At 59.5% G+C, this 25,214-nt stretch carries 22 protein-coding genes and 1 pseudogene; 4 read left to right on the forward strand and 19 right to left on the reverse strand.

Translation table 11 applies throughout. The features are described 5' to 3' along the window. Positions 1-2: 2 nt before the first annotated feature. The 8 genes from guaA to ACVWYU_RS23185 all read right to left on the reverse strand — a co-directional run bounded on the left by guaA (position 3) and on the right by ACVWYU_RS23185 (position 7,484). Positions 3-1,580, reverse strand: coding sequence for a glutamine-hydrolyzing GMP synthase (gene guaA, locus ACVWYU_RS23150; protein WP_457373761.1), 1,578 nt, complete (start codon positions 1,578-1,580; stop codon positions 3-5). Between the two features lie 98 nt (positions 1,581-1,678). Further along, entirely contained in the window at positions 1,679-3,148 is a 1,470-nt protein-coding gene (gene guaB / locus ACVWYU_RS23155; protein WP_090316613.1) for an IMP dehydrogenase, read from the reverse strand. Between the two features lie 241 nt (positions 3,149-3,389). Then, positions 3,390-3,938: a sugar ABC transporter ATPase gene (locus ACVWYU_RS23160; RefSeq protein ID WP_090316610.1), complete on the reverse strand. Its 549-nt coding sequence runs from the start codon at positions 3,936-3,938 to the stop codon at positions 3,390-3,392. A 203-nt stretch (positions 3,939-4,141) separates the two neighbouring features. Then, positions 4,142-5,323 (reverse strand): formate-dependent phosphoribosylglycinamide formyltransferase, encoded by a 1,182-nt coding sequence (gene purT, locus ACVWYU_RS23165; RefSeq protein ID WP_457373762.1) that lies wholly within the window; start codon positions 5,321-5,323, stop codon positions 4,142-4,144. Positions 5,324-5,422: 99 nt separating this feature from the next. Further along, complete coding sequence (locus tag ACVWYU_RS23170; RefSeq protein ID WP_457373763.1) at positions 5,423-5,890, reverse strand: preQ0 transporter; 468 nt, start codon at positions 5,888-5,890, stop codon at positions 5,423-5,425. 202 nt (positions 5,891-6,092) lie between these two features. Next, a complete protein-coding gene (locus ACVWYU_RS23175) occupies positions 6,093-6,308 on the reverse strand; it encodes a DUF1289 domain-containing protein (protein WP_390958913.1) in 216 nt (71 codons plus the stop codon). Next, positions 6,305-6,829: a gamma carbonic anhydrase family protein gene (locus tag ACVWYU_RS23180; RefSeq protein ID WP_047538150.1), complete on the reverse strand. Its 525-nt coding sequence runs from the start codon at positions 6,827-6,829 to the stop codon at positions 6,305-6,307. The genes ACVWYU_RS23175 and ACVWYU_RS23180 overlap by 4 nt, the downstream gene beginning before the upstream one ends. 55 nt (positions 6,830-6,884) lie before the next feature. Continuing rightward, on the reverse strand, positions 6,885-7,484 hold the full coding sequence (locus tag ACVWYU_RS23185; RefSeq protein ID WP_090316600.1) for a CoA pyrophosphatase: 600 nt from the start codon (positions 7,482-7,484) through the stop codon (positions 6,885-6,887). Positions 7,485-7,631: 147 nt separating this feature from the next. On the opposite strand from ACVWYU_RS23185, the gene ACVWYU_RS23190 reads away from it, so the two are divergent. Both ACVWYU_RS23190 and ACVWYU_RS23195 read left to right on the forward strand, forming a co-directional pair. Continuing rightward, a complete protein-coding gene (locus ACVWYU_RS23190; protein WP_247255908.1) occupies positions 7,632-8,180 on the forward strand; it encodes an NUDIX hydrolase in 549 nt (182 codons plus the stop codon). Positions 8,181-8,230: 50 nt separating this feature from the next. Continuing rightward, a complete protein-coding gene (locus ACVWYU_RS23195) occupies positions 8,231-8,734 on the forward strand; it encodes a L,D-transpeptidase family protein (RefSeq protein WP_090316595.1) in 504 nt (167 codons plus the stop codon). 66 nt (positions 8,735-8,800) lie between these two features. On the opposite strand, the pseudogene ACVWYU_RS23200 reads toward ACVWYU_RS23195, so the two are convergent. Next, positions 8,801-8,896: pseudogene (locus tag ACVWYU_RS23200) on the reverse strand (NGG1p interacting factor NIF3); the annotation flags it as partial. Positions 8,897-9,021: 125 nt separating this feature from the next. On the opposite strand from ACVWYU_RS23200, the gene ACVWYU_RS23205 reads away from it, so the two are divergent. After that, positions 9,022-10,215, forward strand: coding sequence for a hypothetical protein (locus ACVWYU_RS23205; RefSeq protein ID WP_457373764.1), 1,194 nt, complete (start codon positions 9,022-9,024; stop codon positions 10,213-10,215). Positions 10,216-10,318: 103 nt separating this feature from the next. On the opposite strand, the gene ACVWYU_RS23210 is transcribed toward ACVWYU_RS23205, so the two are convergent. Continuing rightward, positions 10,319-10,630: an NGG1p interacting factor NIF3 gene (locus tag ACVWYU_RS23210; protein ID WP_457373765.1), complete on the reverse strand. Its 312-nt coding sequence runs from the start codon at positions 10,628-10,630 to the stop codon at positions 10,319-10,321. Positions 10,631-10,635: 5 nt separating this feature from the next. Then, complete coding sequence (purL, locus tag ACVWYU_RS23215) at positions 10,636-14,532, reverse strand: phosphoribosylformylglycinamidine synthase (RefSeq protein ID WP_090316587.1); 3,897 nt, start codon at positions 14,530-14,532, stop codon at positions 10,636-10,638. A 286-nt stretch (positions 14,533-14,818) separates the two neighbouring features. On the opposite strand from purL, the gene mltF reads away from it, so the two are divergent. Further along, complete coding sequence (gene mltF / locus ACVWYU_RS23220) at positions 14,819-16,279, forward strand: membrane-bound lytic murein transglycosylase MltF (RefSeq protein ID WP_248914426.1); 1,461 nt, start codon at positions 14,819-14,821, stop codon at positions 16,277-16,279. Between the two features lie 125 nt (positions 16,280-16,404). On the opposite strand, the gene pdxJ is transcribed toward mltF, so the two are convergent. The 8 genes from pdxJ to lptF all read right to left on the reverse strand — a co-directional run bounded on the left by pdxJ (position 16,405) and on the right by lptF (position 24,828). Continuing rightward, positions 16,405-17,151, reverse strand: coding sequence for a pyridoxine 5'-phosphate synthase (gene pdxJ / locus ACVWYU_RS23225; protein WP_247255911.1), 747 nt, complete (start codon positions 17,149-17,151; stop codon positions 16,405-16,407). A 51-nt stretch (positions 17,152-17,202) separates the two neighbouring features. Continuing rightward, complete coding sequence (gene recO, locus ACVWYU_RS23230; RefSeq protein ID WP_457373766.1) at positions 17,203-17,892, reverse strand: DNA repair protein RecO; 690 nt, start codon at positions 17,890-17,892, stop codon at positions 17,203-17,205. A gap of 163 nt (positions 17,893-18,055) precedes the next feature. Next, a complete protein-coding gene (gene era, locus ACVWYU_RS23235) occupies positions 18,056-18,958 on the reverse strand; it encodes a GTPase Era (protein ID WP_390958906.1) in 903 nt (300 codons plus the stop codon). After that, the gene (gene rnc / locus ACVWYU_RS23240) at positions 18,951-19,640 is read right to left on the reverse strand and encodes a ribonuclease III (protein WP_008056598.1); all 690 of its coding nucleotides are present in this window, start codon (positions 19,638-19,640) and stop codon (positions 18,951-18,953) included. Before rnc ends, era begins: the two co-directional genes overlap by 8 nt. A 184-nt stretch (positions 19,641-19,824) precedes the next feature. Continuing rightward, positions 19,825-20,679, reverse strand: coding sequence for a signal peptidase I (lepB, locus tag ACVWYU_RS23245; RefSeq protein ID WP_090316568.1), 855 nt, complete (start codon positions 20,677-20,679; stop codon positions 19,825-19,827). Positions 20,680-20,684: 5 nt separating this feature from the next. Next, positions 20,685-22,484: a translation elongation factor 4 gene (gene lepA / locus ACVWYU_RS23250; protein ID WP_090316563.1), complete on the reverse strand. Its 1,800-nt coding sequence runs from the start codon at positions 22,482-22,484 to the stop codon at positions 20,685-20,687. A 171-nt stretch (positions 22,485-22,655) separates the two neighbouring features. Further along, a complete protein-coding gene (gene lptG / locus ACVWYU_RS23255; protein WP_390958903.1) occupies positions 22,656-23,717 on the reverse strand; it encodes an LPS export ABC transporter permease LptG in 1,062 nt (353 codons plus the stop codon). Then, positions 23,710-24,828 carry an LPS export ABC transporter permease LptF gene (gene lptF / locus ACVWYU_RS23260; RefSeq protein ID WP_390958901.1) on the reverse strand — a complete coding sequence of 373 codons (1,119 nt, stop codon included), beginning with the start codon at positions 24,826-24,828 and terminating at the stop codon, positions 23,710-23,712. The genes lptG and lptF overlap by 8 nt, the downstream gene beginning before the upstream one ends. Positions 24,829-25,214 lie beyond the last annotated feature (386 nt).

The raw sequence follows: 25,214 nt of genomic DNA on the forward strand, positions 1-25,214 counted from the left end.
GATCATTCCCACTCAATGGTCGCTGGCGGCTTGCTCGACACGTCGTAGGTGACGCGAGAGATGCCTTCGATCTCATTGATGATGCGGCCGCTGACGGTTTCCAGCAGTTCGTAAGGCAGGTGTGCCCAACGCGCGGTCATGAAGTCGATGGTTTCCACGGCACGCAGGGCCACGACCCAGGCGTAACGACGGCCATCACCCACCACGCCAACCGATTTCACCGGCTGGAACACCACGAATGCCTGGCTGACCTTGTGGTACCAGTCGGCCTTGCGCAGTTCTTCGATGAAGATGTGGTCGGCGCGACGCAGCAGGTCGGCGTATTCCTTCTTCACTTCACCGAGGATCCGCACGCCCAGGCCCGGGCCCGGGAACGGGTGACGGTAGACCATGTCGTACGGCAGGCCCAGCTCCAGGCCCAGACGACGGACTTCGTCCTTGAACAGCTCGCGCAGGGGTTCAACCAGCTTGAGGTTCATTTCTTCCGGCAGGCCACCCACGTTGTGGTGCGACTTGATCACGTGAGCCTTGCCGCTCTTGGCGCCAGCCGATTCGATCACGTCCGGGTAGATGGTGCCCTGGGCCAGGTACTTGATGTTGTCCAGCTTGCAGGATTCGGCATCGAATACGTCGATGAAGGTGCGGCCGATGATCTTGCGCTTCTTCTCCGGGTCGGACTCGCCGGCCAGGTTGTTGAGGAACTGCTCCTCGGCGTTGGCGCGGATCACCTTGACGCCCATGTTCTCGGCGAACATGGCCATCACTTGCTCGCCTTCGTGCAGACGCAGCAGACCATTGTCGACGAACACGCAGGTCAGCTGGTCGCCAATGGCCTTGTGCAGCAGCGCGGCAACCACCGACGAATCCACACCGCCGGACAGGCCGAGCAGCACGTTGTCGGTGCCGACCTGGGCACGCACCTGGGCGATGGCGTCTTCAGCGATTTTCGACGGGGTCCACAGGGCTTCGCAGCCGCAGATGTCGAGGATGAAGCGCGACAGGATGCGACCGCCCTGCTTGGTGTGGGTCACTTCCGGGTGGAACTGCACGCCGTAGTAGGCACGCTCGTCGTTGAACATGCCGGCAATCGGGCAGCTCGGGGTGCTGGCCAGGATGTGGAAGTTTTCCGGCATCCTGGTGACCTTGTCACCGTGGCTCATCCACACGTCGAGGCCGAACAGGCCGTCGGCGTCGATGTGGTCTTCGATGCCGTCGAGCAGGCGGCTCTTGCCGACCACGTCTACGCGGGCATAACCGAACTCACGCAGCTCGGAACCTTCTACCTTGCCGCCCAGTTGCTCGGCCATGGTCTGCATGCCGTAGCAGATGCCGAAAACCGGCACGCCCAGATCAAAGACAGCTTGCGGGCAGCGAGGGCTGTTGGCTTCGTGCACGGACTCGGGGCCACCGGCGAGGATGACGCCTTTCGGAGCGAATTCGCGAATCGCTTCCTCGTCCATGTCGAACGGATGCAGTTCGCAGTACACACCGATTTCGCGAACGCGACGGGCGATCAGCTGGGTGTACTGGGAACCGAAGTCGAGGATCAGGATGCGGTGAGCGTGAATATCGAGGGCCATGATTCAGTCTCGTCTAAGTCATTCAGAAACAGTCGTGATTCAGAAACAACTCGGGGCTGAATAAAACAGCCCCGGTCGTTAACTTTTTGCTAGAAGGCTCAACCTACGCGGTAGTTTGGCGCTTCTTTGGTGATCTGCACGTCGTGAACGTGGGACTCGGCCATGCCAGCGCCGGTGATCCGCACGAACTCAGGCCGGGTGCGCATTTCTTCGATGTTGGCGCTACCGGTGTAGCCCATGGAAGAACGCAGGCCGCCCATCAGTTGATGGATGATGGCGCTCAGGGTGCCCTTGTACGGAACACGCCCTTCGATGCCTTCCGGAACCAGCTTCTCGGCGCCTGCCGAGGAGTCCTGGAAGTAACGGTCGGAGGAGCCTTGAGCCTGGGACATGGCGCCCAGCGAACCCATGCCGCGATAAGCCTTGTACGAACGACCCTGGAACAGTTCGATCTCGCCCGGCGCTTCTTCAGTACCGGCGAACATCGAACCCATCATCACGCAGGAGGCACCGGCCACGATGGCCTTGGACAGGTCACCGGAGAAACGGATGCCGCCGTCGGCGATCAACGGAACGCCAGTGCCTTCAAGGGCAGCGGCAACGTTGGCGATGGCACTGATTTGCGGGACGCCGACACCGGCGACGATACGGGTGGTGCAGATCGAGCCAGGACCGATACCGACCTTGACCGCGTCAGCGCCGGCCTCGGCCAGGGCCTTGGCAGCAGCGCCGGTGGCGATGTTACCGCCGATGACCTGCACTTCAGGGAAGTTCTGCTTGACCCAGCGAACGCGGTCGATCACGCCTTTGGAGTGACCGTGGGCAGTGTCGACCACCACCACGTCAACACCGGCGCTGACCAGGGCCGCGACGCGATCACCGGTGTCTTTACCGGTGCCGACGGCGGCGCCAACGCGCAGACGACCTTGATCGTCCTTGCTGGCCAGCGGGTAAGCCTTGGCTTTTTCGATGTCGTTGACGGTCATCATGCCCTTGAGGGCGAATTTGTCGTCGACGATCAGAACGCGTTCGATGCGGTGCTTGTGCAGCAGCTCGCGGACGTCGTTCTTGTCGGCGCCTTCCTTGACCGTGACCAGACGCTCTTTAGGCGTCATCACATCACGGACGGTGGCTTCCAGGCGGTTCTCGAAACGTACGTCACGGGAGGTGACAATGCCGACCAGGTCGCCATTGTGCAGCACCGGAACGCCGGAGATGTTGTTCATGCGGGTCAATTCGAACAGCTCGCGCACGGTAGCGTCGGCGTCGATGGTGATCGGGTCCTTGACCACACCGGCTTCGTAACGCTTGACCTTGCGCACTTCGGCAGCTTGCTGCTCGATGGTCATGTTCTTGTGGATGATGCCGATACCACCTTCCTGAGCCATGGCAATTGCCAGACGGGCTTCAGTGACGGTGTCCATGGCAGCGGAAACCAGTGGGATATTCAGCTCGATGCCACGGGTAAGGCGGGTCTTGAGACTGACTTCGTTAGGAAGCACCTCGGAATAACCAGGCACTAGGAGAATGTCGTCGAATGTCAGAGCTTCTTGGCTGATACGCAGCATCGCGGGGGCTCCCGAGCGGGAAAATGGAAGCGCGCCATTATAGTCAGACACCCCCTCGGGTTCAATGTAAAACTCTGTCTATTATTGGCATTACTGATATACGGGGATCACAGCGGTACGGATTGCTGTTTTTTTGTGGGAGCGAGCCTGCTCGCGATGGTCGTTAACGATAACGCATGCTTCTTTCTGCAAACCAACGTCGCCTTCAGGTTTTCGCGAGCAAGCTCGCTCCTACCGTTATTTAGAGTTCGACTTTGACCCAACTGACCGGCTGATCGAGCCAATCGGCAAACTCGTCCAGAAAGCTCTGCTTGAACCCGGCCTCGGCCCAGTTGTTGAAGATGAAGCCCAGGTTGGAAAAGCCGCATTCCTGCAGGAACAGAAAGCCGTTGATGTCGTCTTCATGCCCGCATTCCGGACACGTGAAGTTGTCGGTACGCCCCGGCATCCAGTCTTCCAGGCTCTCGAACAAGGCTTCACCTATTTCCCTGCGACACTCGGCACAACCGGCCTCGCCAAGAAATCCCTTGGCCGGCGTATAGATGCAGCGCTTGGTGACGATCTCCAGACCGTTGATCTGTTCGCCAAACGGCAGGGCTTCGGGGTGCAGGACCACATCACGGGCGCCCTCGGCGATGGCGTGGGCCATGCGATTGCCGGTGCGACCGCAGGTTGTCAGCTCTTCCTTGACGATGTTCTTGCGCACCAGCCAACGCACGATCGCCCGGGCCCGGGGTTCGTGTACCGGCAAGGTGGAAATTTTCGGGACGATGATGCTTTGGGAATTCATGGGGTACAGGCCTGATGCTTTTTGAAGAAGGGTCTTGGGCATCCCGAAATTATAGGCCGACCCGGGCCTGATGCCTGGCATCGAACCTGTTGGAGCGGGCTTGCCCGCGATGGCGTCAGCACATCAAACATTGATATCGACTGACCCACCGCAATCGCGGGCAAGCCCGCTCCCACAAGGTTGCGGACCTGCCTGAGAAGCGCTTACAGCTCGACGACCACCGCCTGCGACGCACGGGTCGCTTTGGCGCGAGCGGCTTCGATCGATTCATCGCGAGCCAATGCCACACCCATGCGGCGCTGGCCGTTGACTTCAGGCTTGCCGAACAAACGCAACGCGGTGTCCGGCTCGCTCAATGCGGCGCCCAGGTTGGCGAAAGCGGTCTGGGTCGACTGCCCTTCCACCAGAATCACCGCCGAAGCCGAAGGCCCGAACTGACGGATCAATGGAATCGGCAGGCCCAGGATCGCCCGGGCGTGCAGGGCGAATTGCGACAGGTCCTGGGAAATCAGCGTAACCAGACCGGTGTCGTGCGGGCGCGGCGACACTTCGCTGAACCACACCTGATCGCCCTTGATGAACAGCTCCACGCCAAACAGACCACGGCCACCCAGGGCTTCGGTCACGGCTTTGGCCACGCGCTCCGATTCTGCCAGGGCAATCGGGCTCATGGCTTGAGGCTGCCAGGATTCCTGGTAGTCGCCCTTCTCCTGACGATGGCCGACCGGCGCACAGAACGTGGTGCCGCCGACATGACGCACGGTCAGCAGGGTGATTTCGTAGTCGAAATCGATGAAGCCTTCGATGATCACCCGGCCTTTACCGGCGCGGCCGCCTTCCTGGGCGTAATCCCAGGCTTTCTTGACGTCATCGACACTGCGCAGCAGGCTCTGGCCTTTGCCCGACGAACTCATGACCGGCTTCACCACGCACGGAAAACCGAGGTCCTCGACCGCCTTGCTGTAGTCCTCGAAGGTGTCGGCGAAGTGGTACGACGAGGTCGGCAGGTCCAGCTCTTCGGCGGCCAGGCGACGGATGCCTTCACGGTTCATGGTCAACTGGGCGGCGCGCGCGGTCGGGATCACGGTGAAGCCTTCGGACTCCAGCTCAACCAGGGTCGCGGTGGCAATGGCTTCGATTTCCGGCACGATGAAGTGCGGCTTCTCGGCTTCGATCACCGCACGCAGGGCGGCGCCATCGAGCATGTTGATCACGTGGCTGCGGTGGGCAACCTGCATGGCCGGTGCATTGGCATAACGATCCACGGCAATCACTTCAACGCCCAGGCGTTGCAGCTCGATCACCACTTCCTTGCCCAACTCGCCACAGCCACACATCAATACGCGGGTCGCAGTCGGCGACAATGGAGTTCCGATACGGGTCATCTCAGGTCCTCAAAGGAGCGGATCATCGAGGATACGGCGAAATACGCACGATCCATGGGGAGAAAGCGCGGCATTTTACATGAACCACAGGGTTTGGCTTCAGCTGACGAGGGCCTGTTTGCGCAAGCGCCAGGCCATGATCAGCCACACGGCGGTCACACCGGCGAACTTCGAGCCCAGCGCGGTGAGGATCACGCCGGGGGTCAGTGCGTCGATCATGCCGAAGAAAATGAAGGTATCGAGGGGAATACTCAGGGCCGAACTTATCCACAGACGATCGTGCAGCGGACGCTTGGTGAGGCTGAACACCAGCCAGTCAATGCATTCGGAGACCGCGAACGCCGTGGCGCTGGCCAGGGCAATGGACGGATCGGAGGTGATATAGGACAGCACCAGCGCCGCCAGCATGGCTGCGATGGCCCCATGACCGAAGCGGGTTTGCACCATGTCGCGCAGGATGAACACCAGACCACCCCAGGCTGACCAAATGATGTCCAGGTGCGGCGCGGTGGAAAAGGCGTAGTTGATCAGCACGACGCTGCTGATGTAGGCGATGAGGAAGAGCATGAGGGTACCTGTCAATTTGCGCACAGGGTACTTCATCTTCAATGCACAGATAACCTGTGGCGAGGGAGCTTGCTCCCGCTGGAGCGCGCAGCGCTCCCAAACCAGAAGGCGCAGTGTGTCAGATGAATGACATCGAACAGATCGGGTCTGCTGCGCAGCCCAGCGGGAGCAAGCTCCCTCGCCACAAAAAGTCCACTCTAATTCAGCGACCAGATTTGGTCGGCAACATCCACACCAACCCGCTGGCCTTGGCCCGCTCATGGCACAACCCCAGCACCGTGCGGCGTTCGTCGTTGGTCATACGGCTCCAGCGGGTAATCTCTTCGACCGTGCGCTGACAGCCCGTGCAGATGTCATCGTCGTCCAGCGCGCAAATATTCACACAGGGCGATGATACGGGGCGTTCGGTGGTCGTCATTCTTCTTGCTCAACCAGATCGCGAGCGTAACGCTGGGCGTTATGCACGTAGTGAGCGGCGCTGGCTTCGAGCATTTTCTTCTGCGGTTCGGTCAATTCGCGCACCACTTTACCGGGCGAGCCCATCACCAGTGAACCGTCCGGAATTTCCTTGCCTTCGCCAATCAGTGAATTGGCGCCGATGATGCAGTTCTTGCCGATTTTTGCGCCGTTGAGAATGACCGCATTGATGCCGATCAGGCTGTAGTCCCCTACGGTGCAGCCATGCAGCATGGCGTTATGGCCAATGGTCACGCCGGTGCCGATGGTCAGCGGGTAGCCCATGTCGGTGTGCATCACGGTGCCATCCTGGACGTTGCTGTTCTTGCCGATCAGGATCAACTCGTTGTCGCCCCGCAGCACGGCGTTGAACCAGACGTTGGCCCCCTCTTCCAGCTTGACCTTGCCCACCAGCACGGCATTGGGAGCGACCCAGCTCTGTGGGTGGGTCTCGACACGGGCGTCGCCCAGGCGGTATTTCATCGTGTTGTCCTCAAGGCGCAGGCAGCGGCGTGTTCAGGCCATTGGAGTGATGGCTTCAGGTATTGATAAAGCTTTTGGGCGGTTGGTGCAGGCTGATTTTGGCGTCATAGAGCAGGTTGATCAACTCGACAATCATGATTGCCGTCAGGCCCCAGATCTTGTATTCGCCATAGCGATAACTCGGCACGTACCAGCTGCGGCCCTGATAATCGATGCGGTGGGTGTGTTCGCGCGGGTCCTTGCGGAAGAACTCCAGGGGCACGCTGAACACCGCGGCAATCTCGGCATCGTTGGCCTGGTATTCGACGAAATCGGGAATCACCCCGACATAAGGGGTGACCTTGATCCCGTGCAGGGAAATCAGCGGGCTGAGCGGGCCGATCACTTCAACCAATCCTGGCGGCAAACCAATCTCTTCTTCAGCTTCGCGCAGGGCGGTGAAAATCAGGTCGGGGTCTTCAGGATCGCGTCGGCCGCCGGGAAAGGCGACTTCGCCGCCGTGGGTCGAGAGGCCGCTGGCACGCAGGGTCAACAGCAGCTCCGGCTCGTCACTGCGGGTGATGGGCACCAGGACGGCGGCCTCGGGGAAACGTCGGTCGGTCTCCAACGTGCGCGGAGTATGGTTACTTACCCGATGCAGTAGCTCGTCCAGCATGAGTGTTCTCGATCTGTGCCTTACCCTGCATCATGCACCAATCGCTTCGGCCGCCCAACCCCTCGTACAGCAGCGTGTCGCGAAACGACAACTTGCCGACGGACACCGCCGCACGCCAAGATAGGCGCAGCATTCAGGAACCCAAGCATGAAATTTTGCAGTCAATGCGGCAACCCGGTGACCCAGCGCATTCCCGAAGGCGATTCGCGCCTTCGTTTCGTCTGCGACCGCTGTCAGACCATTCATTACCAGAACCCCAATATCGTCGCCGGTTGCGTGGCGACCTGGGGCACCAAGGTGTTGCTGTGCCGACGCGCCATCGAGCCCCGCCTGGGTTATTGGACCCTGCCCGCCGGCTTCATGGAGAACGGCGAGACCATCGAACAGGCGGCGATTCGCGAAACCGCCGAGGAAGCCTGTGCCCGGGTGCGCAACCTGAGCATCTATACCCTGATCGACGTGCCGCACATCAGCCAGGTGCATGTATTTTTCCGCGCCGAACTGGCGGACCTGAACTTCGCTGCCGGCCCCGAAAGCCTGGAAGTGCAATTATTCGACGAAGTCGACATTCCCTGGGATGAGCTGGCTTTCCGCACGGTGGGCCGTACCTTAGAATGCTTCTTCGCTGACCGGCGGACCGAGGCCTACCCCGTGCGGTCCGAATCGATCCCGCCGCTTGCTCAGCCTGCCAACTAAAAAACATCTATAAATGAATAATCGAGACACCTTTTTGGGGAATCGTTTCAATGCGCTGGTTGCTTGCCCTGTTTTGCTTGTCGTTCATCACGGTGTCCCAGGCTTCTGCCGTGGAAACGCTGAACGGCAAGGTCATCGAGAAAGTCCTGGTTCTCAAGTCCGCACATCAATTGCAATTGATCAATGACGGCAAGCCGGTCAAGACCTATCGCATTTCCCTGGGCAAAAACCCGAGGGGGCCGAAACTGATGGAGGGCGATAAACGTACGCCGGAGGGTTTCTACTGGATCGACTGGCGCAAGACCAGCAACAACTTCAATCTGGCGATGCACATTTCTTACCCGAACATCACTGACTCCGCACGCGCGCGCCGCGAAGGTGTCGAGCCCGGCGGCATGATCATGATCCATGGCACCCCGGACACAGAAGACACCCCGGAAGACCTGTTCCACACCCTGGACTGGACCGATGGCTGCGTCGCCATGCGCAACATGGACATGCGTGAAGTCTGGAATCTGGTGCCGGATGGCACGATGATCGAGATTCGTCCGTAGCTCCCTTTGTTTCGCGCAACAAAAAACCCGCTGAAATCGCTTTCAGCGGGTTTTTCATTTCAGCGGTCAGAAATCCTCCAACCGCCACACCTCATACGCCGGTGCCTCATAGGGATGGCTCTGTTTCAGCGCCATCACCACCGAGTGAATCAACTCATCCGCACCATTGATCCCAACGACTACCGTTGGTCTGAACTGTCATTTCTGTCAGGTTTTTACTATTGATGATCTATCCGAGAATCTGCACCAGACCCAGGCAAGTCTGCCTGCGCCAGGAGTGCAAGACCATGAGCGATTCAAGCGTAGACCAAGCAGAAAATACGGACAAAATCACTTCAACCGCAAAATCGACGAAACCACCCGTGCCGGTGGTCGAATGGCCAAAATTGGGTGCAGTGTATTCTGATTACATTCGCATTTGCGGCACGTGCGTGGATAACGCGCAAGTAGAGCTATTGATCTCGTCGTCATGGGTAACTGTGCCGGCCATCGGCACAAAGTGGTCCCATTCGCTGAAGGATTTTTCACCGGGCGACCATACTTTTCAGGTTCGACAAACTGTCGATGGCATTACCTCGGATCCTGGACCAGTCCCGACATTCATAGTGCGCGATAAGGGCACAATCCCCTTGCCCGAAGTGACAGAGCCCAACGTCAACAGCTCCATTCCCATCGGCGGCATAGTGCAGTTCAAGGGATCGTGTACGTTGAACGCGACAGTTGCTGTATTTGATCTGGATGAAAACATGTTAGGCAAAGCGGTAGTGACCGGTACCACCTGGTCATACGCACATACATGGAGGCAGAGCCAGGTGGCCTATGTGAAGATTCGGCAGGTGGTCGGTGATGACGTATCCGATGTGGTAGGACGCTGGATTGGAGTCGGATTGACAAACAACGAACTGGAATTCACCTGGGATACGCCCGAAGATACGCCCGGACAACGAAGAAACGTTCCAATGGGTATTTCCGAATTCAGCGGTACGCGCACCCCATATTCAGGCACTGAATCATTTACTTACGTAGTGACCTGGTGGGGTAATGCCGACTATTACGGATATTCAGTCGGTGACCGCTGGAAAGTGATGGTTGGCCCTCACCGCACACCCCGTGATGAATATGTCGATATTGAAGTAGGTGATGGACACTCTGGGCAGAGGATAAGTAAAAAAATTCATCAGCAGTTCATCAGGATCATCGACACCCCCCGCCCCCCCGCACCATCAATTCGAGTCCCCGTCACGGGCAGTACCCACCCGGTGGGGGCTTTGGCAATCGATGGATTATGCGAAGTGGGCAATACAGTCGAATTGCTCAATGGCGCAGGTACAAAGTTAAACGACGCGTTGGTGGTGGATAACAAATGGTACAGCTCGCTAACGCTAGGAGAAGGCAGCCATAGCATCCAAGCACGACAGAGTAAAAATGGTCTCACTTCCGAGCCGAGTGCAGTTGTCCAGTTTACGGTGGCACGCCCGTAAGATTAGATTCCGCTGCGCTGACTGAGCACCTTCCCACACTGCTGAAACCCAACCCCCAAAAAACCCGCTGAAATCAAACTCAGCGGGTTTTTCATTTCAGCGATCAGAAATCCTCCAACCGCCACACCTCATACGCCGGTGTCTCATAGGGATGGCTCTGTTGCAGCGCCACCACCACCGAGTGAATCAACTCGTCAGCCACTACCAACTCGACCTTCCATTCCTCGACCCGCTCGACCTGCCCGGCTTCGCCAATGAACGGCTGACTGCCCTCCAGTGGACGAAACTGGCCTTGGCCCAACACCTGCCATGCGCAGTGATCGTAAGCACCGATCCGCCCGCCACCGGCGGCGAATACGGCACTTTTGACCACGTCGACATGGCTGTCGGGAACAAAAAAGCTGAGCTTGTACACGGCTCTTAGTTCACCCACACGCGAGCGTTACGGAACATGCGCATCCAAGGGGCGTCTTCGTTCCAGTCATCCGAACGCCACGAGTTCTGCACGGCGCGGAACACACGCTCCGGGTGCGGCATCATGATGGTCACGCGACCGTCGCGGCTGGTCAAACCGGTGATCCCGCGCGGCGAGCCGTTCGGGTTGGCCGGGTAGTTTTCGGTGACCTTGCCGTGGTTGTCGACGAAACGCATCGCCACGCAACCGGACAGATCGGCTTCCAGCAACGCTTCTTCGCTGGCGAATTCGGCGTGACCTTCGCCGTGAGCAATGGCGATCGGCATACGCGAACCGGCCATGCCTTGCAGGAAGATCGAGTTCGACTCCTGGATCTGCACCATCGCCACACGGGCTTCGAACTGCTCGGAACGGTTACGCACGAAGTGCGGCCAGAACTCGCTGCCCGGAATCAGTTCGTGCAGGTTGGACATCATCTGGCAACCGTTGCACACACCGAGGGTGAAGCTGTCGTTACGCTCGAAGAAGCCCTGGAACGCATCGCGGGCACGGCTGTTGAACAGCGCCGACTTGGCCCAGCCTTCACCGGCACCCAGTACGTCGCCGTACGAGAAGCCACCGCAAGCGACCATGCCCTTGAACTCGTTCAGGTCGACACGGCCGGCCAGAATGTCGCTCATGTGCACGTCGATCGCGTTGAAACCGGCGCGGTCGAACGCCGCCGCCATTTCCACCTGGCCGTTGACGCCCTGCTCACGCAGCACGGCGACCTGTGGACGGATGCCTTTCTTGATGTAAGGCGCGGCGATGTCCTGGTTGACGTCGTAGCTGAGCTTGACGCTCAGGCCCGGGTTGTCTTCTTCCAGCAGCACGTCGAACTCTTGATCGGCGCAGTCGGCGTTGTCACGCAGACGCTGGATCTGGTAGCTGGTCTCGGCCCACTGGCGTTGCAGCAGACGACGCTGGCCTTCGAATACGGTGTCGCCGTTGAAGGTAATGCTGATCTCGCCGTTGTTGATCGGCTGGCCGATCACCGACACGCACTCGCCCAGGCCGGCAGCGCTGAACTGCGCGAGGATGTCCGGGGTGGCGTCCTGGCGAACCTGGATCACCGCACCCAACTCTTCGTTGAACAGGATGGCAGCGATATCGGCGGAAGTTTCCGCCAGACCGTCGAGGTTCAGGCTCAGACCGCAGTGACCGGCGAAGGCCATTTCCACGGCGCTGGTCAGCAGACCACCGTCGGAACGGTCATGGTAGGCCAACAGGTGACCGTCCGCATTGAGGCCCTGGATCACGGCGAAGAAGGCTTTCAGGTCTTCGGCGTCGTCGACGTCCGGAGCCTGCTTGCCGAGCTTGCCGTGAACCTGGGCGAGGATCGAGGCGCCCATGCGGTTCTGGCCGCGGCCCAGGTCGATCAGGATCAGGTCGGTGGTGCCCTTGTCCATGCGCAGTTGCGGGGTCAGGGTCTGACGGATGTCAGTCACTGGCGCGAAACCGGTCACGATCAGGGACATTGGCGAAGTGACCGCCTTGTCCACACCTTCATCGTTCCAGCGCGTGGCCATGGACATCGAGTCCTTGCCCACCGGAATGGTGATGCCCAGCTCAGGGCACAGTTCCATGCCGACCGCTTTGACGGTGTCGTACAGACGCGCGTCTTCGCCCGGGTGACCGGCAGCCGACATCCAGTTCGCCGACAGCTTGATGTCGGAGATCTTGGCGATGCGCGAGGCTGCGATGTTGGTCAGGGTTTCGCCGATGGCCATGCGGCCCGACGCCGGAGCGTCCAGCAGCGCCAGCGGAGTACGCTCGCCCATGGCCATGGCTTCACCGGTGTAGACGTCGAAGCTGGTGGCGGTGACGGCAACGTCGGCCACCGGAACCTGCCAGGGGCCAACCATCTGGTCACGGGCCACGAGGCCGGTGATGGTGCGGTCGCCGATGGTGATCAGGAAGCTTTTGCTCGCCACGGCCGGGTGATGCAGGACGCGCTCGACGCATTCGCCGATGTTCAGGGTCGACGGATCGAAATCGTCGCCCAGCTCGTTTTCACGCACCACCGAACGGTGCATGCGCGGGGCTTTGCCCAGCAATACTTCCAGCGGCATGTCCACCGGGCTGTTGCCGAAGTGGCTGTCGGTCACGGTCAGCTGCGGCTCGGCAGTGGCTTCGCCGACCACGGCGAACGGGCAACGCTCGCGTTCGCAGATCGCCTTGAAGCGTTCGAAGTCAGCCGGGCCGACGGCCAGTACGTAACGCTCCTGGGATTCGTTGGACCAGATTTCGTGCGGGGCCATGCCCGGCTCGTCGTTTGGAATGTTGCGCAGTTCGAAACGGCCACCACGGTCGCCGTCGTTGACCAGTTCCGGGAAGGCGTTGGACAGACCGCCCGCACCCACGTCGTGGATGAAGCTGATCGGGTTCTTGTCACCCAGTTGCCAGCAACGGTCGATGACTTCCTGGCAGCGACGCTCCATCTCAGGGTTTTCACGCTGTACGGAAGCGAAGTCCAGGTCGGCCGAGCTGGTGCCGGTGGCCATGGAGGAAGCCGCGCCGCCGCCCAGACCGATCAGCATCGCCGGGCCGCCGAGCACGATCAGCTTGGAGCCAACGACGATTTCGCCTTTCTTGACGTGTTCTTCACGGATGTTGCCCATGCCGCCAGCCAGCATGATCGGCTTGTGGTAGCCGCGAACTTCATCACCGTGCGGGGTGGTGATGGATTGTTCGAAGGTACGGAAGTAGCCGGTCAGTGCAGGACGGCCGAATTCGTTGTTGAACGCCGCGCCGCCCAGTGGGCCTTCGATCATGATGTCGAGCGCGGTAACGATGCGCTCAGGCTTGCCATATGGCACTTCCCATGGCTGTTCGAAGCCCGGAATCTGCAGGTTGGACACGGTGAATCCGGTCAGGCCAGCCTTCGGCTTGGCGCCACGCCCGGTTGCACCTTCGTCGCGGATCTCGCCACCGGAACCGGTGGACGCGCCCGGGAACGGGGCAATCGCGGTCGGGTGGTTGTGGGTCTCGACCTTCATCAGGATGTGCACCGGCTCCTGCACCGCGCCGTACTGGCGGGTTTCAGGGTCCGGGAAGAAACGCCCGGCCACGGAGCCGACGATCACCGAAGCGTTGTCCTTGTAAGCCGACAGAACGCCTTCGCTGTGCATCACGTAGGTGTTCTTGATCATGCCGAACAGGCTTTTTTCCTGGCTTTCACCGTCGATGTCCCAACTGGCGTTGAAGATCTTGTGACGGCAGTGCTCGGAGTTCGCCTGGGCAAACATCATCAGCTCGATGTCGTGCGGGTTGCGCTTCAAGCCGACGAACGCGTTGACCAGGTAGTCGATTTCGTCTTCAGCCAGGGCCAGGCCCAGCTCGGTGTTGGCTTTTTCCAGCGCGGCGCGGCCGCCACCCAACACGTCGATCGCGGTCAGGGGCTTGGGTTCGGCGTGGCTGAACAGGCCGGCGGCCTGCTCGAGGTTGCCCAGGACGATCTGGGTCATGCGGTCGTGCAGCGCATCAGCAATGAGTTGCGCTTCAGCATCGCTGAACTGGCCGGCAACGTAGAACGCGATGCCGCGCTCCAGGCGCTGGATCTTGGTCAGGCCGCAATTGCGAGCGATGTCGCTGGCCTTGCTCGACCATGGCGAAATGGTGCCAAAACGCGGCAACACCAGAAACAGACGACCGGTCGGCTCCTGGACCGGAACGCTTGGACCGTACTTCAGAAGGCGCGCAAGCACCTGCTGTTCGTCGTCGGTCAGGACGCCGGTAACTTCGGCGAAGTGAGCGAATTCAGCATACAGGCCACTGACAGCCGGGACCTTCTGGCTCAGTTGCTCAAGGAGCTTGCTGTGGCGAAAGGCAGAAAGGGCAGGAGCGCCGCGCAGGATCAACATCTTCGGGACAGCCTCGGGAAGGGGTGTGCTTTGAGGCCGTGCATTCTAGCCTAAACAGCCCGCGACATCACCCGAAACGCTACGCACGGTTGCACCCGGGCGTCCGGGCGGGCGTCCGAGCGAAAAACCAGGGCCGACCGGAGCACTTTTCACCCGTTATTTTCACTGTCATAAAAAGTGCTTAAAGCCCATTCCTGCGGGCTCCAAGTGGGATTTTCGCTCTCTAGCAGACAAGCCCTTTGCTGTCGAGATATGGCGCTCGTTGTCCTTTGCGTATACTGCGCAAATGTTTTCCCCAATGGCTTTGCGTCCGCGGTTCGCCAAATGGCTGATCGCAACCGGACTCTTCCTGATGCTCAGTGGCTGTGTTGATAAACCCAACACACTGGAGCGCGTAAAGGAGGATGGTGTGCTGCGGGTGATCACCCGAAACAGCCCCGCCACTTACTTTCAGGATCGCAACGGTGAAACCGGCTTCGAATACGAGCTGGTGAAGCGCTTCGCCGACGATCTGGGGGTCGAGCTCAAGATCGAGACTGCCGACAACCTCGACGACCTGTTCAACGAGGTGGGCAAACCCAAAGGCCCGGTACTCGCGGCCGCAGGGCTGGTCAGCAGCGAAGCGCGCAAAAAGCAGGTACGGTTTTCCCACTCCTATCTGGAAGTGACCCCACAGATCATCTATCGCAACGGCCAGTCGCGCCCTACCGAAGCGAAAGATCTGGTGGGCAAGAAGATCATGGTGCTCAAGGGCAGCACCCACGCCGAACAACTGGCGCAGCTGAAAAAGCAATTTCCCGGCATTGAATACGAAGAGTCCGACGCCGTCGAAGTCGTCGACCTGTTGCGCATGGTCGATGAGGGGCAGATCGATCTGACCCTGGTGGACTCCAACGAAGTCGCGATGAACCAGGTGTACTTCACCAATATCCGGGTCGCCTTTGACCTGGGTGACGCCAGCAACCAGAGCTGGGCAGTGGCGGCTGGCGATGACAACAGCCTGCTCAACGAGATCAACGCCTACCTGGACAAGGTCAAGAAGAACGGCACCCTGCAACGCCTCAAAGACCGCTATTACGGGCATGTCGATGTGCTTGGCTATATGGGTGCCACCACCTTCGCCCAACACTTGCAGCAACGTTTGCCCAAGTACGAGCAGCACTTCAAGGCCTATGCCAAGAAAGAGAAAGTCGACTGGCGCCTGCTGGCAGCCATCGGCTATCAGGAATCGCTGTGGCAACCGGCCGTCACATCCAAAACCGGCGTGCGAGGCCTGATGATGCTGACCCAGAACACTGCGCAGGCCATGGGCGTGTCCAACCGCCTCGACCCCAAGCAGAGCATCATGGGCGGCGCCAAATACCTGGCTTACATGAAGGATCAGCTCGACGAGTCGATTCAGGAACCGGACCGCACCTGGTTTGCCCTGGCGGCCTACAACGTCGGCACTGGTCACCTGGATGACGCGCGCAAAATGGCGTCCAGGGAAGGCCTGAACCCGGACAAGTGGCTGGACGTGAAGAAAATGCTGCCGCGCCTCTCCGAGAAGAAGTGGTACAGCAAAACCCGATACGGCTATGCTCGTGGCGGCGAGCCGGTGCATTTTGTGGCCAACATCCGCCGCTACTACGACATCCTGACCTGGGTCACGCAGCCGCAGCTTGAAGGCGATCAAGTGGCCGAGGGCAACCTGCACGTGCCCGGGATCGACAAGACCAAACCGGCTCCGGAACCGGCTCCGCTTTAACTGCCCCCATCAAACAATTGCGGGAGCGAGCCTGCTCGCGATGAAGCCCTTTCAGTCACTTCAATCGTAACTGTCCGGCCGCCATCGCGAGCAGACTCGCTCCCGCATTGGTTTTGCGCTCGGTTTTAAGCCTTGGCAGCCGCCGCCAGAATCAGCGATTTCATTTCCGATACAGCCGACTTGAAGCCCACGAACAACGCATGAGCCACCAGCGCATGGCCGATGTTCAGTTCGTTAATGCCCTTGATCGCGGCCACGGCTTCGACGTTGTGGTAGTGCAGGCCATGGCCGGCGTTGACGATCAGGCCCTGGGCCAGACCAAACGCCACGCCATCGGCAACGCGCTTGAGCTCTTCAGCCACCTCGGTCGGTGTCTCGGCATCGGCGTAACGCCCGGTGTGCAGCTCGATGGCCGGTGCGCCAACACGGCGGGAAGCCTCGATCTGGCGCTCGTCGGCATCAATGAACAGTGACACTTCAGAACCGATCTTCGACAGACGTTCCACGGCAGCCTTGATCCGCGCTTCCTGGCCGGCCACGTCCAGACCACCCTCGGTCGTCAGCTCCTGACGGGTTTCCGGTACCAGGCAAATGTGCGCCGGGCGAATACGTTCGGCGAAAGCCATCATTTCTTCGGTGACGCCCATTTCGAAGTTCATGCGGGTTTGCAGCACGTCCTTGAGCAGCAATACATCGCGTTCCTGGATGTGGCGACGGTCTTCACGCAGGTGCACGGTAATGCCGTCAGCGCCCGCCTCTTCCGCATCCAGCGCAGCCTTGACCGGGTCCGGATAGCGAGTTCCCCGGGCCTGACGCAGGGTGGCAACGTGGTCGATGTTTACGCCAAGAAGAATGCGGGTGCTGGTGGTCACAGAAGCGCTCCAGAAGAAGAGAAAGTTCGGTGCACAGCATACATGGGGAATTTACGGTTTTCGAAACAACTCGCGGGAAACCAGCGGTCGACCACCCAGATGCACGGCCAGTGCCTGGCGCATCAGGCGTTTGGCTGCCGATAGGGCCCCCGGTGCTGACCAGTCGGCTTCGGCCATCGCCAGCAGCTCGGCGCAATTGAACAGCCCCGGTTGTAACAGGTAAACCCGCTCCAGCCCCGCATCCACTTGCAACCGGTAGAGTCCATCCGCTGCGATGGCATTGCCATGGATGTCAGTGGTCAAGGCGAAGCCGTAGCCCAGGTCGTCAAGCAGCCGCCATTCGAATGAGCGCAACAACGGCTCAAGCGGCCGGCCTTCGGCCAGGGCCAGCAATGTGGCGGCGTAATGATCGAATACGGCGGGATGCGGATCTTCGGCGGGCAGCAGACGAATCAGTAACTCATTGAGATAAAGGCCGCTGAACAATGCCTCACCGTTGAGCCAGGTGGAAACGCCAGCGCTTTCCATGCGCCCCACATTCTTGAGCTCGCCCCGCCCTCGAAATTCGACTTCCAGCGGCACGAATGGCCGCGCCAGGGTCCCGGCCTTGCCTCGTGCACTGCGCAAAACCGCCCGCAGCCGACCTTGCGGCGTGAGGAAGTCCACCAGCGCGCTGCTTTCGCGGTAGGCGCGGGAGTGGAGGACGTAGGCGGGTTGGCCGAGGGGCTGAGTTGAGGACATGGGTGTCTCACTGAAGGCGTGCCGTTTTGAAATCAACACAAACCAATGTGGGAGCGGGCTTGCCCGCGATGACTGATTCACATTCGACATCTCTGCTGAATGTTACATCCTCATCGCGGGCAAGCCCGCTCCCACAGGGTTATACGGTGTAGCGCAAACCTGTTTACAGGTCGCCGTAACCCAGCGAACGCAGGGCACGCTCGTCGTCGGACCAGCCGCCTTTCACCTTGACCCAAAGGTTGAGCATGATCTTGGAGTCGAAGAGCAGTTCCATGTCCTTGCGCGCCTCGGTGCCGATACGCTTGATGCGCTCGCCCTTGTCGCCAATGATGATTTTTTTCTGGCCGTCTCGTTCAACGAGGATCAACGCGTGAATGTGCAGGGTTTTGCCCTGCTGCTTGAACTCTTCGATTTCGACGGTGATCTGGTACGGCAGCTCAGCGCCCATCTGACGCATGATTTTTTCACGCACCAGCTCAGCGGCAAGGAAGCGGCTGCTGCGGTCGGTGATCTGGTCTTCCGGGAAGAAGTGATCGTTTTCCGGCAGATGATCGGCAATCACCCGCTCCAGCGCATCGAGGTTGTGCCCGTGCTGGGCCGAGATCGGGATGATCTGTGCGTTCGGCAACTGTTCCTGCAACCAGGACAGGTGCGGCATCAGCTCAGCCTTGTCTTCGATGCGGTCGGTCTTGTTCAGCGCGACGATCAGCGGGCCGGTCACGTATTGCACGCGCTCGAGGACCATCTGGTCTTCTTCGGTCCACTTGGTGCGGTCAACCACGAAGATCACCACGTCGACGTCTTTCAACGCCGCCGACGCGGTTTTGTTCATGTAACGGTTCAGGGCTTTCTCGCCCCCCTTGTGCATGCCAGGGGTATCGACGTAGATCGCCTGCACATTGCCTTCGGTCTTGATACCGAGCATGTTGTGGCGGGTGGTTTGCGGCTTGCGCGAAGTGATCGCCAGCTTCTGACCGAGGATGTGGTTCAGCAACGTGGACTTGCCCACGTTCGGACGGCCGACGATGGCAACATAGCCACAGCGCGTTGCAGTTGTATCAGTCATTGCCATTCTCCACACCCAGGGCAATCAGTGCTGCGGCGGCCGCTACCTGTTCGGCAATACGACGACTCACACCCTGACCTCGGCTTTTTTCATTCAGTAAGGTGATTTCGCATTCGACGAAGAACGTCCGGCAATGCGGTTCACCCTGGATATCCACCACTTCGTAACGCGGCAGCTCGCAACCACGGGACTGCAGAAATTCCTGCAGGCGGGTTTTTGGATCTTTGTTGGTGTCGACCAGCGTCAGGCCTTCGAACTCACCGGCCAGCCAGGCCAGCACGCGCTCGCGCGCCACTTCCATGCCAGCGTCGAGGTAGATCGCACCAATCAGCGCTTCCAGGGCATCGGCCAGGATCGACTCGCGACGGAAACCGCCGCTCTTCAACTCGCCGGAGCCCAGGCGCAGGTATTCGCCCAGATCGAAACCACGGGCCAGTACGGCCAGGGTCTCACCTTTCACCAGACGGGCACGCAAACGCGACAACTGGCCTTCGCGGGCCAGCGGGAAGCGATCGAACAGCGCCTCGCCGGCCACGAAGTTGAGAATGGCATCACCGAGGAACTCCAGGCGTTCGTTGTTGCGCCCGGCAAAGCTTCGGTGAGTCAGGGCCAGGACCATCAGCTCCTGATCCTTGAAGGTGTAGCCGAGCTGACGCTCGAGACGGCTTAAGGAGACGCTCACGGTTTACCCACGCTGAGTTCGTGGTTGGATTCCACCGCCATCGCCGGGATTCGACGCAGGCTTGGGACAATTAACGCTGTGTTCAAAAATAACGTCCTGAATATCGTTGTTTTCATGCAGCCGGTGTCGATTGTGTCGACTCCAGAAATGCATTCGGCGCTGTGTTCAACAGCGCCGTGTTTGATTACTTGATCAGGCCAACCCGCGAGAAATTCGGCAGGTGACTGAGTTTCGGTTCCGGCCAGCTCATCCAGACTGCAAAGGCCTTGCCGACGATATTCTTGTCGGGAACCATGCCCAGCAGATCCTTGGGAATGTTCGGATCATCCCAGTAGCGACTGTCGTTCGAATTGTCGCGGTTGTCGCCCATCATGAAGTAGTGCCCGGCAGGCACGGTCCATGTACGGTCCGGCGTTGCGCGGTAACGACTCATTTCCTTGCGGATCAGGTGCTCGGCGGCGCCGAGTTTTTCCTTGTAGAGTTCGGCGCTGCCCAGGGTACCCGGCTCGGAGCCGACCAGTTGCTCGGCAATCGACTGACCGTTGACGAACAGATGCTTGTCGGCGGTGTAACGAACCTGATCACCCGGCAGACCGACGACACGCTTGATGTAGTTGACGTTCGGATCGCTTGGATAGCGGAACACCATCACATCACCACGCTGTGGCTCGCCGACTTCGATGACTTTCTTGTCGATGACCGGCAAGCGGATCCCGTAGGAAAACTTGCTCACCAGGATGAAGTCGCCGACGTCCAGGGTCGGTTTCATCGAGCCGGAAGGAATCTGGAACGGTTCCACCAGGAACGAACGCAGCACCAGCACGATGAACAACACCGGGAAGAACGACTTGCCGTATTCGACCAGCAGCGGCTCTTTGTTCAGTTTCTCGACCACCATCACATCAGGCTGGCTTACGCTGCCCTGATAGGAGGCAATGGCGGCACGCCGACGCGGCGCCAGGAACAGCAGATCGAGCAACGCCAACAAGCCGCAAACGAATACGGCGATGACCAGCAACAGCGGGAAATTTAGTGACATAGGACCTAACTATCCAACCTGAGCACTGCAAGGAAGGCTTCTTGTGGAATTTCCACGTTACCGACCTGCTTCATGCGTTTTTTACCGGCCTTTTGCTTTTCCAGCAGTTTTTTCTTACGGCTAACGTCACCGCCGTAGCATTTGGCCAATACGTTCTTTCTGAGTGCCTTGACGGTTGTCCGCGCCACAATCTGACCGCCAATGGCGGCCTGGATTGCCACGTCGAACATCTGCCGCGGAATCAGGTCTTTCATCTTCTCGGTCAACTGGCGACCTTTGTAGTGCGCATTGTCCTTGTGCACGATCAGCGCCAGGGCATCGACCTTGTCGCCGTTGATCAGCACATCCAGTTTCACCAGATTAGCCGATTGGTAACGATCGAAATGGTAATCCAGCGAAGCATAGCCGCGGCTGGTGGACTTCAGACGATCGAAGAAATCCAGGACCACTTCGTTCATCGGCAAATCATAGGTCACCTGGACCTGGCTACCGAGGAACAGCATGTCGTGCTGAATGCCGCGCTTCTCGATGCACAGGGTAATGACGTTGCCCAGGTGCTCCTGCGGCACAAGAATATTGGCCCGCACGATCGGCTCGCGCATGTCTTCGATCGACGACAGGTCCGGCAGTTTCGACGGGTTATCGACGTAAATCGTTTCACCGGTCTTGAGCAGCAGCTCGAAAATTACCGTTGGCGCCGTGGTGATCAGGTCCAGGTCGTACTCGCGCTCCAGGCGCTCCTGGATGATTTCCATGTGCAACATGCCGAGGAAACCGCAACGGAAGCCGAAGCCCAGAGCATCGGAGCTTTCCGGCGTGTATTGCAACGACGAGTCGTTCAGGGTGAGCTTTTGCAGCGCCTCACGGAAGTCTTCGAAGTCGTCGGAGCTGACCGGAAACAGACCGGCGTACACCTGTGGCTGAATACGTTTGAAGCCTGGCAGCACGTCGACATCCGGCGTCGAGCTCAGGGTCAGGGTGTCGCCCACTGGCGCACCGTGAATGTCCTTGATGCCAGCGATGATGAAGCCCACTTCACCGGCTTTCAGGTCAACGGTCGCGGTGTGTTTAGGATTGAATACACCGACACTGTCCACCAGGTGGATCTTGCCGGTGGACTTGACCAGAATCTTGTCGCCCTTCTTCACGCGGCCATGGCGAACGCGCACCAGGGACACAACGCCCAGGTAGTTGTCGAACCAGGAGTCGATGATCAACGCTTGCAGCGGATCTTCGATGTTGCCGGTTGGCGCCGGAATGGTGGTCACCAGGCGCTCAAGCACTTCATCGACGCCCAGACCGGTCTTGGCGCTGCACGTGACCGCGTCGGTGGCATCGATGCCGATGATTTTTTCGATTTCTTCTTTGACGCGGTCCGGATCGGCCTGTGGCAGGTCGATCTTGTTCAACACCGGCATCACTTCCAGGCCTTGCTCGATCGCCGTGTAGCAGTTGGCAACCGACTGTGCCTCAACACCCTGACCGGCATCGACCACCAGCAGCGCGCCTTCACAGGCCGCCAGCGAGCGGCTGACTTCGTAGGTGAAGTCAACGTGGCCGGGGGTGTCAATGAAGTTCAGCTGATAGGTGATGCCATCACGGGCTTTGTAATACAGGGTAACGCTATGCGCCTTGATGGTGATGCCGCGTTCACGCTCAAGGTCCATGGAGTCGAGGACCTGGGCTTCCATTTCGCGCTCGGCCAGGCCGCCACACATCTGGATGAAACGGTCGGCCAGCGTCGACTTGCCATGGTCAATGTGGGCGATGATGGAGAAATTGCGGATATGACTCAAATCACTCACGGATCAACACTCAAAAAGGCTGCAGGCATAGCCCGCCGAAAAATAGCCGGGAATTGTACCTGATCCACGGCGCAAGCGTCACGTTTGCAGGTCAGACGGCCTGTACAAAAACGCCCCGGTCTTGCGACAGGGGCGTTTTTTATGACCAGTGAAGCCGGGAATGTCCCGCCCTCAACCGGCGCGACGCAACAACAACAGCCCGGCCAGGGCGCAGATACTGGCCGGTACCAGCACTGCAAACAACGGTGAGAAACCGAACACCAGGCTCGAAGGGCCCAGCAGGTCCTGAGCAATGCGGAAGGTGAAGCCCACCAGAACCCCGGTAAATACCCGCTGACCGAGGGTCACCGAGCGCAACGGGCCGAAAATGAAGGAAATCGCCATCAGCACCAGTGCGGCCGTGACCAGCGGCTGCAACACCTTGACCCAAAATGCCAGCCAGTAACGACCATTGTTCAAGCCCTGCTCCGCCAGGTAGTGGATATACCCCCACAGACCGCTGATCGACAGCGCCTCAGGTGTCATCACCACGGTATTGAGCAATTGAGGACTCAATGCCACGTCCCAGCGCTCCTGGGGAGCATTCACCACTTCAGAACTCTTCTCGTGGAACAGCGTGGTGGTGACATCGGTCAACTGCCAGTGCTCCTTGTCGAAGTCCGCGCGCTTGGCGAAGCTGGCCGACAACATGTGCCGCTCGGCATCAAAGCGATAACGGGTCACACCGTACAGAATGCCGTTGGGCTGAACGGAGTTGATGTGGATGAACTCATCGCCCTGACGGTGCCACATGCCGTGCTTGGCACTTTGCGCGTCACCACTGCCCTGGGCCAGGGAACGATTGGCCTGTGCGATGTTTTCGCTGGCGGGGGCGACATACTCGCCAATCAGCACACCGGCAATCATCAGCACCAGCATGGGCTTCATGACCGCCCAGACGATTCGTCCGATCGACACGCCGGCGGCGCGCATGATGGTCAACTCGCTGTTGCTGGCCAGGCTGCCGAGGCCGATCAGGCAACCGATCAGCGCCGCCATCGGCAACATGTCGTAAAGGCGGCGCGGTGCGGTCAGCAGCACATAACTGGTGACATCGGACAGGGTGTAGGTATCGCTGATCTCGCCCATTTCGTCGATGAACGCAAACAACGTTGCCAGGCCCAGGATGATCCCCAGTACCGCCAGGATCGCAATGAGCACGCTGCTACCGATGTAGCGATCGAGCTTAACCACGGGCCACCTCCAGCGCGCTGCGGCGGCTCGCCATCTTCAAGCGCAGGGGCTCCCAGTAAAGCAGGCCCAGGCCGATGACCAGGAAGATGGCATGCACCCACCACAGGCCCAACGCCACCGGGGTCTTGCCCTTGTCCAGAGCGCCGCGCGCGGCAATCAGCAGGGTCAGGTAAGCCATATAAAGAAGAATCGCCGGCAACAGTTTGAGGAAGCGCCCCTGGCGCGGGTTGACTCGCGACAGCGGCACCGCCATCAGAGTCACGATGAAGACCAGCAATGGCAAGGACAGGCGCCATTCGAGCTCGGCGCGCAGGCGCAGGTCATCGCTGTTGATCAGGGAACTGGTGCTCAGCGCATCACGGTCGGTGACTTCGTCGCTGACATCCGGTTTAGCCAGCAATACACCGTACTCGTCGTATTTGATCGCCCGATAGTCGGCCTGCCCCGGATTACCGTCGTAACGGTAGCCATTGTCGAGGATCAGGTAGCGATTGCCATCAGGTTTGATCTCCTGACGGCCCTTTTCAGCCACCAGGACCGAAATCCCGCGATCTTTCCCGTCGGATGAGGCGTTTTTTTGCGAGATGAATACGCCGCCCAGGTTGATACGATCATTCGACAGCTGCTCGGTGTAAGTCACCCGGGTTTCGTCGCGCAACGCCTGGAAACGGCCCGGCTCCAGGGTATCGAACTCGGTCAGGGCATCCTGTTTGTTCAGCAGCAACTGAAACTGATTGGCCCCTTGCGGTGCCAGGCTCAGGCTCAGCCAGGCCACGACCACTGCCACCAGCGTGGCCGGAAAAAGGGTCATGACCAACAGGCGCTGCTGGCTCATGCCGGTAGCCGAAAGCACGGTCATCTCACTTTCCAGATACAGCCGGCCATACGCCAGCAGGATCCCCAGGAACAGCCCCAATGGCAGGATCAGTTGCAGGAATCCCGGTAGACGAAAGCCCATGATCAGGAACAGTGAACCCGGATCCAGAAGGCCCGAAGCCGCCTGGGCAAGGTATTTGATGAAGCGTCCGCTCATGATGATGACCAGCAGCACGGCGCTGACGGCGCTCAAGGTCAACAGGACTTCGCGGGATAGGTAACGAAAGACGATCAAACCAGACACTCCAGGATTGTCAGGCGAAGGCGGCCAAACAAGCAGACATATCAGGCAGCCCACAAGGCAGAGCCGCCGAAAAAGATGGCGCATTATCCTGTGATTGAGTGCACCTGTCACTGCGCAATGCGTGAGGCACCTGCACGAGCGTGCTTGCTCGCCAAGTACGACATCTATTATGCGCGATGCCTGAAACACCAAGGAGGCCTCGGTTTCTTCGCGAGCAAGCTCGCTCCTACAATCGTATGGCCGAGGGTTGTCAGGCCCCGGTAGCGAGGTTCAAACTGCGGCCTTCGTCGCCGGTCGCTACTGGCGCCTTTCTATTTAGATGCAGGCAAGCGGCGCACACCTATTGTGGAGCGCGCTTGCAAGCTGACCATCAATTC

Source organism: Pseudomonas sp. TE12234 (genome assembly GCF_054061835.1).